The organism is Thermasporomyces composti, assembly GCF_003386795.1.
Classification (GTDB): Bacteria; Actinomycetota; Actinomycetes; order Propionibacteriales; family Actinopolymorphaceae; genus Thermasporomyces; species Thermasporomyces composti.
This window is the reverse complement of the sequence record NZ_QTUC01000001.1, coordinates 3,096,418-3,111,026: the sequence shown is the minus strand read 5'-3', so window position 1 is coordinate 3,111,026 and position 14,609 is coordinate 3,096,418. Positions and strand designations below refer to the sequence as shown.

Here is a 14,609-nt window from a genome sequence, read left to right as displayed (position 1 = left end):
CGCTCGAGGGCACCAATCCTCACGCGGCTGAGGCTCGGGGCGTAGCCCTGTCGGGGCACCAGGCGTCCAGGCGGATCCTGGCGAGATCGCGACCCTGAAGTCCCCAGCCGTGCCACGAGTCCTCACCCGACTCGGGCGCGACCTGCGGATTGCTGGACCATTCGTGGTCGAGGTCGTCGGCGACCACCATCGGTTCGCTGAGGTCGGGGCCGAGGCGGTAGATCCGGTCCGGATAGACCGCCGCGAACACCTGTCCGCGGTGGACGAACGTCTCGCCGTAGCCGGAGAGAGAGCCACGCTGGCGCACTGTGCGCGTGCGCAGGTGCATGGCGAACCACGTCCCCGGATCCCGCTTCATCACGCCGTACAGCAGCCCGTCGTGCACGACGAGGTCCTGGACGGTCCGCTGGCCAGGTAGGGGCTCAACCTCCCAGAGCAGCCGGCGGGAGCGCAGGTCGAACGCGCCGATCGAGGCGCTCCCCCGCGTCGGCGGCACTCCACCACCGCCGAGCACGTCGCCGCCCACGTAGGCGATCCCGTCGACGGCGTCCACCGCCATGAGGGCCTGATCCTTCAGCACGCCGGGATAGACGTCCACGTCCCCGGTCCGCGGGTCGACAACCGTCAGCGCGCCCTCCAAGTCCCCGGTGTCGGGTGCGGTCACCACGACGAGCAGTCCCGTTCGCTCGTCGTAGGCCATGTCCCACGGACGCTGCTGACCGTGGCCGATCTCCCCCAAGCGACGCACCCGCCGCGTCGCCGGATCGAGGACGAGGATCTCCGCGCTCGGGTACATCGCGAGGTAGACGAGGCCCTCGCGCACCAGCATGGCCTTCGGCTCCCCTGGCACGCGAACGCGCTCACGTCGTCCGCTGGCGAGGCGGTGCATCTCGATCCCCCAGTGACCGCCCACCACGACCGTCCCGGCCGTGTACGCGATGGACTGTGGGCGCTCAGGCCCTGGAGTGAGTCCGGCGTCCACCAGGTCGACCACCTCGGAGCTTCCGGTCTCGACGTCCAGCCACCAGACCGCTCCGCTGCCGGTCACGCCGAACAACGTCGCATCATCCAGGAGGACGATGGCTCGATGCTCGTCCCTCGCCGAGGGAGTCGCGACGAGCTCGAGCTCCGCCTTCTCGGGCCGGTGTTGCCAGACGCTGCCGGACCGCCGCGTGGTGACGTAGGTGGTGCCGTCCGAGGCCACCGCGAGCGCGTCGGCGAGTGCCTCGGACGTGGGGAAGTCCACCACCTCCACCGCGGTGCCGTCGGTGCGCATGCTGAGGAGCGTGCGCGCCGCGGTCGTCGTCAGCCGGTCATCGTGCACCGCGATCGGTCCGTACCCCACGTCGCCGAGCGGACTGAGGTCCTGCACCGTGTGGGTGGCGCGGTCCACCGCGACGAGCCGGCCGGGACTGTAGACCGAGGCGTAGACGTGGGTGTCGTCCGCCGCGACGTACCTCGCGTACTGCGCGCCCGGAACGGGCCGGGCGATGCGCCGGGCGTCGCCGTCGCGGGGATCGAGCTCCCAGATCCCACCGTCAGGGTACGTCGCCGCGTAGACGATGCCGTCGGGCGCCGTGGTGAGCGCCCACACGTAGCCGGACGCCGAGCCGAGGCGGGCCACCCACGCGAGGTCACCGGTCTTCGGATCGAAGCGATAGACGTCGGGGGTGCCGTAGACCCCCACGTAGACAGAGCCGTCGGCGACTGTGGTGGCCCAGGCGCCCTCCCCGGTCGGCAGCAAGACCGTGCGACGCACCGTCCGGGTGAGCAGGTCGACCTCCGCGAGGACGGCGGGCCGCAGACCACGCGTGACGACGTAGGCCTTGTCCCCGAGCACCGTCGCGCCCACGAGTGGCGCCGCCGTCGACGCGGGACCGAGGACCTGAACCGCGGGCTCGGGGTCGCATCGTTCCGGCAAGGACGCCTTGCGGTCACCTCGCCAGAGCGTCTCCATCGTCGCCCGCATCTGCGCCGGCGTGACCGCGACAAGGCTCGTCGCCACGATGAAGAGGGACAGGAAGCTGAGCTGTGAGCGTCGCATCGGACGTCGCCTCCACCCCGACCTCGTGACGGAGCCGCCTGTCCTCGTCCTCGAGGCGCGGCCGCCCCGTCGGCCTGGTCGCGTCCGGCGTTTGGCCACGGTCGCGACGATGGTCGGAAGCTTCCGTACGCGTTAATGCCCGCCCCGTCTCATGGTCACGCTCCCCAACTGTCGGACCCGCGAAGCGGTTGCGCTTTCGCCTCGTCGGCGCGGTGCTGAACGAAACGACGACCCCGCCGCACCCTGCGAAGTCCGCCGAGAAACGGCGAGGGAGTCGACTGGTCGGCTCCCCGGAGAAGACTCGCCCACGGTGAGGGGAGCTCACCGATATCCGGAACCCGCAGCGATAACCGGGTACCGTCGGCAGTGTGCGCGGGTTGTGCGCTGGCATGGCGACCCGTCCCTTCGCTCCCGACGGGACAGGAGCCCGTGCGCTTCCCGCGGCTTGCCAGCGAGCACCAGCAATTCGGACGAAGCACGTCTTCCACCCGAGGGCTCCGGAACGTCACGTCGCCTTGCTGACGCAGGAGGACGCATGAACCCGCAGCCGGGCTACCAGGTGGCCCCGTGGGAGCTGTGTTGGCGTGGCCTGGACGTCGAAGCCCTCGAGCAGACGGAGTCCACGTTCGCGCTCTCGAACGGCCACATCGGGCTCCGAGGATCGCTGGAGGAAGGCGAGCCCCGGAGCATCCCTGGCACCTACCTCAACGGCTTCTTCGAACGGCGTCCGCTCCCGCACGCCGAGCCCGCGTACGGGTATCCCGAGGACGGCCAGACCGTCGTCAACGTGACCGACGGCAAGATCATTCGGCTCTTGGTCGTGGACGAGCCGCTCGACATGCGCTACGGCACGGCGCTCGACCACTACCGTGTGCTGGATTTCCGTTCCGGAACACTTCGACGCCGGACGGAGTGGGTGTCTCCGACGGGGAGGCACATCCTCATCACCTCCGAGCGCCTGGTCTCCTTCACCCAACGTGCGGTCGCCGCGATCCACTACGAGGTCGAGCCGTTGGACGGACCGATGCAGCTCGTGCTGCAGTCGGACCTGTTGGCGAACGAGCCCATCGAGCCGTCGAACGGGGATCCACGGACGGCCGCCGTCCTGCAAGCTCCACTCGTCGCAGATTTCGCCGCGTCGAAGGGCTTCTGGGCCGTCCTGGCTCACCATACGCGCAACTCCGGCTTGCGCATGGCAGCCGGCATGGACCACGAGGTGGATGCTCCCTCCACCATCGAGACGGGGATCGAGGCCGACGGCGACCTCGCGCGGCTCACCGTGGCCGCCGACGTGGGCAAGGGTGAGCGGCTGCGGATCACGAAGTACCTCGCGTACGGGTGGTCGAGCCAGCGCTCCACCCCAGCGTTGCGTTCCCAGGTCGACGCCGCCCTGGCTGGCGCGCGGCAGACCGGCTGGCAGGGCCTGCTCGACGAGCAGCGGGCGTACCTCGACGACTTCTGGGCCTGTGCTGACATCGAGCTGGAAGGCGACGCCGAGCTCCAGCAAGCGGTGCGCTTCGCGCTCTTCCACGTGCTGCAGGCGGGCGCCCGTGGTGAGACCCGGGCGATTCCGGCCCGTGGCTTGACCGGGCCGGGTTACGACGGGCACGCCTTCTGGGATACGGAGACGTTCATCTTGCCGGTCCTCACCTACACCGTGCCCGACGCGGCACGCAACGCTCTGCTGTGGCGGCACAGCACCCTGGACAAGGCCCGTCGCCGCGCGGAGCAGCTCAGCCTCGCTGGCGCGGCGTTCCCGTGGCGATCGATCAACGGGGAGGAATGCTCCGGCTACTGGCCGGCGGGTACGGCCGCGGTCCACATCAACGCCGATGTGGCGGACGCGACGCTCCGCTACATCTGGGCCACCGGCGACAAGGAATTCGAGGTCGAGCACGGGCTCGAGCTGCTCGTGGAGACCGCCCGGCTCTGGGCCTCCCTAGGCCACCGCGACAGCCACGGTGGTTTCCGCATCGACGGCGTGACGGGTCCCGATGAGTACACGGCCCTGCAGGACAACAACATCTACACCAACCTGATGGCGCAGCGGAACCTGCGCGAAGCGGCCCTCCTCTGCGAGAAGCACCCGGAGCGTGCCCGAGAGCTCGGGGTGGAGGACGAGGAGATCGAGGAGTGGAAGGACGCCGCCGAGCGCATGATGGTCCCCTACGACACCTCGCTGCAGGTTCACCCGCAGTCCGAGGGATTCACCGATCACGCGGCGTGGGACTTCGCCAACACGCCACCGGAGAAGTACCCGCTGCTGCTCCACTACCCGTACTTCGACCTCTACCGCAAGCAGGTGGTCAAGCAGGCCGACCTGGTCCTGGCCATGCACCTGCGAGGAGACGCGTTCACCACCGAGCAGAAGGCTCGGAACGTCGCCTACTACGAGCCGTTGACCGTCCGGGACTCCTCCCTCTCCGCGTGCACCCAAGCGGTCCTGGCCGCCGAAGTCGGTCACCTCGACCTGGCGTACGACTACCTCGCCGAGTCGGCGCTGATCGACCTCCACGACACTCACCACAACGTTCGCAACGGCCTGCACCTGGCGTCGCTGGCCGGTGCCTGGATCGCGATCGTCGCGGGCTTCGGCGGGATGCGCGACCACGGCGGCACCATCACGTTCGCGCCGAGACTGCCGGACGAGCTGACCGGCATCCGGTTCCGGATGACCATCCTCGACAGCCGCCTCCAGGTGCAGATTCGCAAGGACGAGGCCATCTACCAGCTTCTCGAGGGTGGGACGTTGCGTACCGCCCACCACGGGAAGCCCTTCTCGCTGAGCGCCGGCGACGTCGTCGCCTACCCCATCCCACCGCTGCGGCCCCGTCCCAGGCCGCACTCACCACCTGGACGCGCACCCACACCCCGCCGCCACCCCACCCCGTAGCAGCCGCGACACTCACCCGCCCACGTCGGCAACGCGGCGTCCCACGCCCTCACCGCCGGGCCAGGGGTGGCGCGCTGTCGTAGGCCGGTGACGGCTCCACGAGCGTGAAGGGCACCACGGTCCGAAGGGGGACCTCGTCACCGGCCAGCTGGGCCACGAGAAGGTCGACCGCGACGCGTCCCATCGCCCGCTGGTCCTGGCGGATGTGCGGGAACACCGGCGCTCGGGAGGAGGGCGGAGGGGAGTCGAAGCACGCGATCGTGTACCGGCTCCCGTCGAGCTCGAGCTCCGTCAGCACCTCCCAGAGCAAGACCGCGATGCTGTACTCACAGGCGACGAAGCCGGTCACCTCCGGCTCCCGTTCGACGAAGGCCCGCAGGGCAGCGCGGTCGGTCGTCTCCGGCACGCCGCCTTTGGGGAGCGTGCTGTGGATGTCGGTGAAGCGTCGCAGCGCGCTGGCGGACAGTCCGCGTTCGCGCAGGGCGGACGCGTAGCCCTCGAGCCGTTCCTCGATGCTGGAGGTGTTCTCCGTCGGAGGCGAGACGAACGCGAGCTGTTCGTGTCCTTGGCCGACGACGTAGGTGGTGAGGGCGTGGGCGGCCGCCACGTTGTCGGTGTGGACCGCGCACGCCGGGATGCCCGGCAGGTGACGGTCGACGAGCACCAACGGCGCCCGGTCGAGGACGAGACGGACGAGGCTCGCGTTGTAGAACTCGCCGTGCACCGGGAAGACGATGAGCCCGTCCACGACTCCGTCGCCGACGAGGGCCTGGATCGCCTGTTCCTCCACCTCCTGTCGGTCGTGGGTCCGACGGAGCACGAGGTGGTAGCCCAGCTCCGCACACCGTTCCTCGATCGCGCACAGCAACTCGAGTCCGTACGCCTCCGAGGCATCCGGCAGCACCAGACCCAGGCATCCCTTGCGCGCGCTTCCGGTGCGCGTCGAGAGAGCGTCCAGCCGACGCCGGGCGTCCTTCGCGACGAACGTGCCCTTGCCCTGTCGCCGATGCAGGAGACCGGCTTCGGCCAGCATGTGGAGCGCGCGCTTGGAGGTGATCCGGCTGACGCCGAAGCGCTCGGCCAGCTCCTTCTCCGAGGGGACGCGGTCACCTTCCTTGAGGTTCTCCCGCCGGATCTCCTCCACCAGGTAGTCGTAGACCCGCTCGTACAGGAATGGGTCAGCCACCGTGCACCGCCCCCGCGAGCCCCGAGGATGTCATATCCGCCGCGAAGATCGTATCCCTTGACATCTTGATATGTCCGTAGGACTTTTTACTGCCGATGTGACCACGCGCCGCCGTCTGCGGCGCGTTCGCAGCATCCCATCCAACGGACCCGTCCGGTCGAGTCATCCGATTGGCCCGTCCGATGGGCACGGTGACGGGGACGTGGTCCACCCAGCACCAGGAGGACGAGTGGAGAACCACCACCTCAGGACTCTCTCGAGGCGTACCGCCCTCGTCGGCGGACTGGCCGCCGCCATGGGCGTGGCCGCCGCCTCGACGGCGCACGCGGACAGCTCCGCCAGTGCCACCGCCCGGGGTCGTTACGCACAGCGCGCACGGCAGACGTACGCGGCGTTGCAGCGCTACTTCTACGACCCGACGACCTCGCTCTACCTGGAGGAGTACCCGCGCCAAGGCGGGAACCCCTGGTCGTACGTGTGGCCGTTCTCCCAGGCGATGATCGCGACGCAGGTGATGGCCGGGATCCCCGGCCTCGGTCGGCAGTACGTCGACGACGTCGCCGACCGCTACACCGCGCTCGAGGCCTACTGGAATCCCGGGGCTGAGCCGCCGGGCTACGACTCGTACGTGCGGCCGCCCCTCGGCCACGGTGGTGACATCTTCTACGACGACAATGAGTGGAACGCGCTCGGGTTCATCCAGCGTCACTACATGACGCCAGGTGGCGACCAGGCGGCACTTCGACGCGCCGCGGAGATCTTCGACCTGGTCGTCTACGGCTGGGACACCGATCCCACGCACCCGTGCCCCGGCGGCGTGTTCTGGACCCAGGCGACGTGGAGCAACGACCGCAACACCTGCTCCAACGCGCCCGGCGCCGAGGTGGGCTTCCACCTCTACCTCGCCACGCGGGACGAGTACTACCTCGACTGGGCCTTCAAGATGTACGAGTGGGTGCGCAGCTACATGCTCGCTCCCAACGGCTTGTACTGGGACCACGTCGACCTCGCCGGCACCATCGAGAAGACACAGTGGTCCTACAACCAGGGCACGATGATCGGCGCCGGCGTGCTGGCCTACCGGGCCACGGGTGACCCCACGTACCTGGACCACGCGCAGGACACGGCGACGAAGGCGCTCGCCTTCTACGCCGAGAACGAGCGCTACTTCGACCAACCTGCGCGATTCCACGCCATCTTCTTCGCCAACCTCCTCCAGCTATCGGTCTACCGACCCGACCCCGCGTACCGGAAGGCCATGACGTGGTACGCCGACGAGGCCTACCGCCGGTATCGCGACCACGCCACCGGGCTGTACCGCTTCGAGGGTGAGCGTCCGGTGACCTTGCTGGAGCAGTCGGGAATGGTGCGTATCGAGGGCATGCTCGCGTGGCTCCCTCGTGACTACCAGTCCCTCACCTGACCTACCTTTGGAGCGGAGCGGGGCGGCACGGCCGCCCCGCTTTCGTGTTCACCTCGTCCCGGTTCCCGAGTCGCTGGTTCACGCGTCCTGTTCACGCATCGTCGGCTCCGCGTCGTCGTGCCGACTTAGGTCACAACCGCGGGAAGACGTTGGCACCGGGGGCCTTTCTCACTACCTTTCGTCCACGAGCCGCCGAAGCGCTGACTCACTTCGATGTCAGGGTGGTCCTCACCCTGACGCTCCCACGTCACCAAGCGTGGAGGTCTTCCGGACGGAAAGCGCCTTCCCGCTTCGTCCTCGTCAGTCAGGAGGGCCGTCCCGTGGCCACACGTGTGAGGGGTCGCCCCGACCCGAGCAGAGCCAGCGGGCATGCATCGGAACTCGGGTTCCCACACCGACCTCGAGCGCTGACGGTTCCCACCGACGCGATCGATCCGGACCACACCGAAGGCGTGACCGACCGTCACACCTGAGTCCGCGCGATCCGCGGCGCCAGCCCGGGCGACCGCGGCGTCGATCCATCCACGCACCCTCCGGGAGAACCCATGCACCGACGTACGTTCGTCAAGGGATCCATCGCCACCGCGCTCGCGACCGCGGCCGGCGTGGTGCTCTCGAGAGCACCAGCGTTCGCCCTGTCCAGCACCGGGCACCTGTCGTCGGTCATCACCGAGCACCCACGGCTGCTGCTGCGGAGCTTCGACCACCTGCGCACCCTCATCGCCGGCGACGAGCTCGCGGCCTCGTGGTACGCCAAGGTGAAGAGCGACGCCGACACCATCCTGGACCTGCCGGTGTCGGAGTACGTCATCCCCGACGGTCTGCGGCTGTTGAGCACCAGCCGGGAAGTCCTCCGTCGCACCTACTCGCTCGCGCTCGCCCACGCCATCGAAGACGACGCCGTCTACGCCGAGCGGCTGTGGGCGGAGCTGAAGGCGGTCGCGGAGTTCCCTGACTGGAACAGCCATCGCCACTTCCTCGACACCGCGGAAATGACGCACGCCGTCGCCATCGGCTACGACTGGCTGTTCCACACCTGGACACCGGAGCAACGCGCGGTGCTGCGGACGGCGCTCGTCGAGATGGGCCTGAACCCGGGCGCCGACGGTTACCGTTCTGGGGCCTGGTGGTCGAACACGACCAACAACTGGAACATCGTCTGCAACGGCGGCCTGTCGATCGGCGCTCTCGCACTCGCGGACGAGGAGCCGGAGCTGTGCCAGTTCGTTCTCGAACGTGCCCGGAGCCTCATTCCCTTGGCGATCGCCGAGTACGCACCCGACGGCGGTTACCCGGAAGGTCTGGGGTCGTACTGGGGGTACGCGACCAAGTACCTCGTCGCGTATGTGGCGGCGCTGCAGAGCGCGACCGGCAGCGACGACGGCCTGGCGGACTCGCCGGGTCTGGCCACCACCGGCCTGTTCCCCATCCACCTCACCGGTCCCAGCGGTGAGAACTTCAACTACTACGACGCGGGCGCCGGCTCACCGCAGCCACCGGAGATGTTCTGGCTCGCGTCGACGTACGACAACCCGGTCTTCGCCTGGTGGGGCGCGCAGGGCATGACCAAGAACCCGATCAGCTGGTTCCAGAGCCCGCTCGCGCTCCTGTGGTACCAGCCTGGCGCCCTCGCATCGCCGCTGGAGGCCGGTCTGCCGTTGGACTGCTACTTCGGTCGCTGCGAGGTCGCCACGATGCGCGGCGGCTGGGAGACGCCCACCGCGTCTTTCGTCGGCTTCAAGGGTGGGGAGAACTGGACGAACCACGGCGACCTCGACCTCGGCACGTTCGTCTTCGACGCGCTGGGCATTCGATGGGCCGTCGAGCTGGGCAGCGACGACTACAACATGCCCGGCTACTTCAACGGCAACCCGGGCGGGGAACGCTGGACCTACTACCGCAAGCGCGCGGAGGGCCAGAACACCCTCGTCGCCGCGCCCAAGAGCGGCGACGACCAGCAGGTCACCGCGGCCGGCCGGATCACGGAACGGGCCTCCGGACCCACGGCGGCTTTCGCGATCGCGGACCTGACCGAGGCGCACCCGGAGCTCAGTTCCTGGCGCCGCGGAGCTCGCCTGTTCGACCGGCGCCAACAGCTGGTCATCCAGGACGAGATCAGCGCCGACTCCCCGGTCGAGGTGTGGTGGTTCATGCACACGACCGCGACCATCACGGTGGCCGACGACGGTCGGAGCGCGCTGCTGGAGCGTGCCGGCCAACGCCTGCTCGCCCGCATCACCTCCCCTGGTGAGGCCGTCTTCTACAACGCGCCGGCTCGCCCCCTGTGGACCTCACCCGAGCCATCGGTCCAGAACACCAACCGTGGCATCCGCAAGCTCGCCATCCGGCTGAGGGACGTGACGGACACGCGGCTGACGGTGCAGCTCACGCCGCTGCGCGCGGGCCAGGAGACGCCTGACCCGGAGCCGGTCACTCCCCTGTCGCAGTGGGACACCGGGCCGGACCAGGTCGCTCAGCTGGCGAGCATCAGCGTTGACGGGAAACCCCTCGACGGCTTCGCGCCGGCGACCTTCGCCTACGACATGCGCCTGCCTGCCTCGGCGCCGTTGCCGACCATCACCGCGAAAGCCGCCAACCCCCAGGCCCGTGTGATCGTGCACCCAGTCCGTCGCGCCCCCGGCCGCGCCGCGATCGAGGTGCTCGAGCCCGGCAAGCCCCGTGGGCGCTACGAGGTGTGGGTCGATCGGGCGACCGGCCCGGGCTCGTTCCCGAGCACCATCATCGCCAGCACCGACGACGGCAACGTGCCGGAGAACACGATGGACGGCGACCTGTCCACCCGCTGGTCGGCCGAGGGCGACGGCCAGTGGATCGCCTACGACATGGGCTCCGACGGGCCGGTGTCGTCGGTGCAGATCGCGTGGTACCAGGGCGACGTCCGGTCAGCCCGGTTCGACATCGAGGTCGCCGCCGAGGGGGAGACCGAGTGGCGGCGGGTCTTCAGCGGCACCAGCTCCGGTACGCAGACCACGCTGGAGACCTACACCTTCGAGGAGACCACCGCCCGATACCTGCGGATCGTCGGACACGGCAACTCCGCCAACGCCTGGAACAGCATCACCGAGGTCGTCATCCCGGGCCGGACCGTGGAGCTCCCCCAGGTGGAGCCCTACCTCGCCGAGGTCGAGCTGATCGCGCCCGACTCCCTGATGCTCGGCGAGACGGCCACGCTCGAGATCCGCGGCACCATGAGCGACGGAAGCGAGGCCGACCTCTCGGCAGCGTCGGTCACCTTCGCCAGCGCTGATCCGGAGGTCGCCACCGTCGAGGAGGACGGCACGCTGGTGGCTCACGCGGAAGGTACCGTCACGGTCGCCGGCGTCGTCGTCACCCAGGACTGGCGCCTGGAGTGGGGACGCCGCGAGGTGACCGTCGTGGACCCGAGCAAGCGCCGCTTCACGGCGACCGCGGACACCTACGTCAACGACGGCCAGCACGCGGACACCAACTACGGCGGGTCCTCTTCGCTGACCGTGAAGACGGTGCGTCGGGCGGACTCGGGCTACAACCGGCAGGCGTTCCTGCGGTTCGAGCCGACCGCGATCGAGGAGCCCATCGAGTCGGTCACGCTGTACTTCCACGCCAACGTCTCCGACTCCGAAGGCACCGAGATCGACCTGCTCGTGCACGCGCTCGACGGGACGTTCGACGAGTACACGACCACCTGGAACACCAAGCCTCCGCTGGGCGAGCGTTTGGGTTCGGTGCACGTCACCAGCACCGCCGCGTGGTACGGCGTCGACCTCACCGAGGGGTTGCGCGACGCGGTCGCCGCTGGGCAGCCGATCAACCTCGCGCTCACCCAAGAGGAAGGCGTCGATGGCCTGGCGACGCAGGTGCGGAGCCGGGAGTCCTCGCAAGCTCCCTACCTGCTGGTCCAGCTCGCCGACGACCAGTGACGCGAACGGCGCCCGGTCCGCTCCCCGGAGGGGCGGACCGGGCGTCCCTTCGTCCGCGGCGCGCCGGCCCGCCCCGCGCGTCACGCTGGCGACCGGCGCGGTCAGGAGCTTTCCTCGCGCAGCAGGCAGACCTCGAGCGGGCCGGGCTCGGGGTACGGCGGGTCACGCGGTTGGTCCTGGTTGGTCGGCAGGCTCTCCCACCGGAGGAGATACCGGGCGGCGGCGTCCTGCGTCGTGGCGAGATCCGCCGCCACGTTCACCTGCATACCCGGGAAGTCCGAGCGGACGTCGGTGATCTCCCTCGGCAGAGCGGGCGTGTCCACCTCCGCGACCGGTCGCAGGGCACGGTTCAGCACCCAGGTGCGCCTCGTGTCGTGGCAGACGAAGTCCAGTCGAAGGAGGCCGTCGGGGAGCACGGAGACCGGTGAGAGGCGCACCTCGAAGACCAGACTCCCCCGACCACCGATCGTCCAGCGTCCGCGCCACCTGCTCACCTGCCGGATGGTCCACCTGGTGCGGTCCCGGCGGGCGACGTAGACCTGGGTGTTCCCCTCCTCGTCGTACTTGTGGTAGCTGAGGACGACCCGACCCTCGGCATCGAAGCCCACCTTGGTATTGCCGTTGATGATGCCGCCGTTCATCGGCACCGGGTCGACGACCTCGCCCGTGGCGTAGGTGATCGGCAGGTCGAGCGGAGTGCCGTCACTGGTCTCCCAGTGCACGAGGTCTCGGCTGCGCGCGTACGACAGGTGTTGGTTGGTCGCCGCGTCCGGGGTGTCACGCCACACCCAGGCGATGTGGTGGTAGCCGTCCGGACCGAGGACCGGCCCCTCCACGTAGGCGTTGCGCAGGCCTTCCCCGTCGTGGAGTGGCTGGTCGAGCAGCCGCTGCCACCGCTGGGTGACCTCGTCGTAGACGTTGTAGAGGTCGCGACCGTCACCGCTGGCGCCGTCCCGGTAGCGGAAGACGAGCGCTCCCTCGGCGTCGCGCAGGAAGCGCGGGTAGGTGACCCGCTGCTCGGTCGCGGGGTCGACCATGGTGGGTACCCGGACCAGGGAGGTGACGTCGCCGGGCCGCGTGGTGCGGAAGTAGATGAGCGGAACGACGTGCATGTTGCCCGACACGTGCAGGTGTCCGTCCCGGTCGAGCGCCATGGTGACGTAGTTGTGGCTGTCCCATCCGACGAACGTGTCGAGCGGTTGCTTGATCCAGGTGTCGCTGGTGATGTCGCGCTGCGCGACCACCATCTGGCGTTCGGCGTTGTAGTAGGCGACGTACTGCGTGGTGCCGTCGGTGAGGAGGGACTGCCCGACCGGATGGCCTGCCCAAGTGGTGTCCACGACGCTGGTCGCCACCACGGTCTCCCGCTCGTCCGGCAGCTCGTACGGCCGGTCGACGACGGGTGGACACTCCAGCGGCCCGGGGTCGGGTGGCGCGGCGGGCGTCGTGGAGGTGTGGACGCGAATCCAGCTCACGCGCAGGTTGCCAGCGCTGGAGTAGACGCCCGCGTACCCGCCCGCGAGGAGCGCGTTCAGGGGCGTGACGAGTGACCGCCGCACCAGCTCGGTCTCGCCGTCGAGGACCGCGATCTCGAACAGGCCGTAGGAGGTCGTCGAGACCCGCACGACGTAGTCGCGGCCGTTCTCGATCGGCACCTCCCCTTGGTCGAGGAGGCTCGCGTTGTCCACGACGGAGCCGGTGACCTGGAGGAACTGCCACGCCGAGGGACGGCCTGGCTCGGATGTCACGAACCGCAGGGCGTAGTAGTCCTGGGTGCCGTCGCCGTTGTCGACGATGTTGACCGCCAGGCCGTTCCAGCGCCGGGCGGTCGTGTCGTAGCTGCCGAGGCTGGCTTCGACCGAGAACGTCCTGCCCAGCTCGAAACCGGTCTGGGCGGCGATCCGCTCGCCTGGCCCTCCGGTGGTGCGCAGGGTCGAGTCGACGATCGCCCAGTCGCCGCGCAGCTCCCGCCACCCGTGACCGATCTTGTCGCCGTCGGGTCGCACGAAATCGTCGCTCCAGGTCAGCACGTCGTCCTCCGCGTTGTCGGCAAAGGCCGGCGTGGTGTGGCCGAGGCCGACGGTGGCGCCGGCGACCACGACACCGCCCTTGAGAACGTCCCGGCGCCGAAGCGCGCGAGCGCGCGAACGATCGTCCGGCATCGTCCGATTCCCTTCCTTCGAGCGCACACGGTGCCCACCACGACGGTGGCGCTGGGGTGCGTGTCGACGTCGCCGGTCTCCTGTCGACGTCGAGCGAGCGAGATCGTCTCGAGACTTCACGCCGTGACCTCGACCGTCAACGACAGAGCGTCGACCACGTGCGGTCACGGGGCGACCACTCGCGGCGTGACCAGCCGAAACTCGCTTGTGAGTGAGCTGCTCACTCATTTAGACTCCCCGCCGTGCCGCCGTCCTTCCGACAGTCGACGCCCTCCCACGGTCCACTCGACCGGCGTCCGCACTCCCGGGCGCGTCCCTTACCACCGGACGAACGTCGGGCCTCCCTCATCGCCGCGACCCTGCCGCTCGTCGCCGAGTACGGCACCAAGGTCACCACCCGGCAGATCGCCGAGGCGGCCGGCATCGCGGAGGGGACGATCTTCCGCGTCTTCCCCGACAAGGAGGCCCTGATCGGGCAAGCGCTGGCCGTCGCGTTGGATCCCACGCCCCTGTTCGACGAGCTGGCGCGGATCGACCTCACGCTCGAGCTGCGGGAGCGGCTGCTCCGGCTGACCGACGTCCTGCAACGACGGCTGGTCAGCATCATCAACGTGCTGACCGCGGTGGGACTCCAGCGTCCGCCAGACGATCTCGACGATCACTGCGAGCAGGTCCACCCGACGAACGAGATGATCCACACCGCCATCGCTCGCGTGCTCGAACCCGACCGCGAGCGGTTCCGCCGTCCGGTCGTCGAGGTGGCGCGTATCCTGCGTCTGCTCATCTTTAGCGGCACGCACCCGATGATCACCGAAGGCCGCCCGCTGACGCCTGAGGAGATCGTCGACATCGTCCTCAACGGCGTGCTCCACCACCGTCAGGAAGCCCTGTGATGGGCGTCCGACGCGACGTTGACGTCACCGACAAGACCCAAGACCGCCCGACAGCCTCCCCGATGGCCGTCCCACGATCCGGAGAGAC

Annotated in this window: 7 protein-coding genes; 4 read left to right on the top strand and 3 right to left on the bottom strand. The window is 69.3% G+C overall.

Annotated features, from left to right (window positions below; genetic code table 11):
• Window positions 1–19: 19 nt before the first annotated feature.
• Entirely contained in the window at window positions 20–2,044 is a 2,025-nt protein-coding gene (locus DFJ64_RS13415) for an NHL repeat-containing protein (RefSeq protein WP_115850756.1), read from the bottom strand.
• Window positions 2,045–2,579: 535 nt separating this feature from the next.
• Here DFJ64_RS13415 and DFJ64_RS13410 point away from each other — a divergent pair.
• Window positions 2,580–4,937 carry a glycoside hydrolase family 65 protein gene (locus DFJ64_RS13410; RefSeq protein ID WP_115850755.1) on the top strand — a complete coding sequence of 786 codons (2,358 nt, stop codon included), beginning with the start codon at window positions 2,580–2,582 and terminating at the stop codon, window positions 4,935–4,937.
• A gap of 49 nt (window positions 4,938–4,986) precedes the next feature.
• Here DFJ64_RS13410 and DFJ64_RS13405 read toward each other — a convergent pair whose 3' ends face one another.
• A complete protein-coding gene (locus DFJ64_RS13405) occupies window positions 4,987–6,123 on the bottom strand; it encodes a GntR family transcriptional regulator (RefSeq protein ID WP_115850754.1) in 1,137 nt (378 codons plus the stop codon).
• Between the two features lie 229 nt (window positions 6,124–6,352).
• On the opposite strand from DFJ64_RS13405, the gene DFJ64_RS13400 reads away from it, so the two are divergent.
• Window positions 6,353–7,546, top strand: coding sequence for a glycoside hydrolase family 76 protein (locus tag DFJ64_RS13400; RefSeq protein ID WP_245941118.1), 1,194 nt, complete (start codon window positions 6,353–6,355; stop codon window positions 7,544–7,546).
• A gap of 545 nt (window positions 7,547–8,091) precedes the next feature.
• Entirely contained in the window at window positions 8,092–11,466 is a 3,375-nt protein-coding gene (locus tag DFJ64_RS13395) for a CBM96 family carbohydrate-binding protein (protein WP_115850753.1), read from the top strand.
• Between the two features lie 101 nt (window positions 11,467–11,567).
• On the opposite strand, the gene DFJ64_RS13390 is transcribed toward DFJ64_RS13395, so the two are convergent.
• Window positions 11,568–13,628, bottom strand: coding sequence for a BNR repeat-containing protein (locus DFJ64_RS13390; RefSeq protein WP_170152612.1), 2,061 nt, complete (start codon window positions 13,626–13,628; stop codon window positions 11,568–11,570).
• A gap of 242 nt (window positions 13,629–13,870) precedes the next feature.
• Between DFJ64_RS13390 and DFJ64_RS13385 the strand changes: the two genes are divergently transcribed.
• Window positions 13,871–14,521: a TetR/AcrR family transcriptional regulator gene (locus tag DFJ64_RS13385; RefSeq protein ID WP_115850751.1), complete on the top strand. Its 651-nt coding sequence runs from the start codon at window positions 13,871–13,873 to the stop codon at window positions 14,519–14,521.
• Window positions 14,522–14,609: the final 88 nt, after the last annotated feature.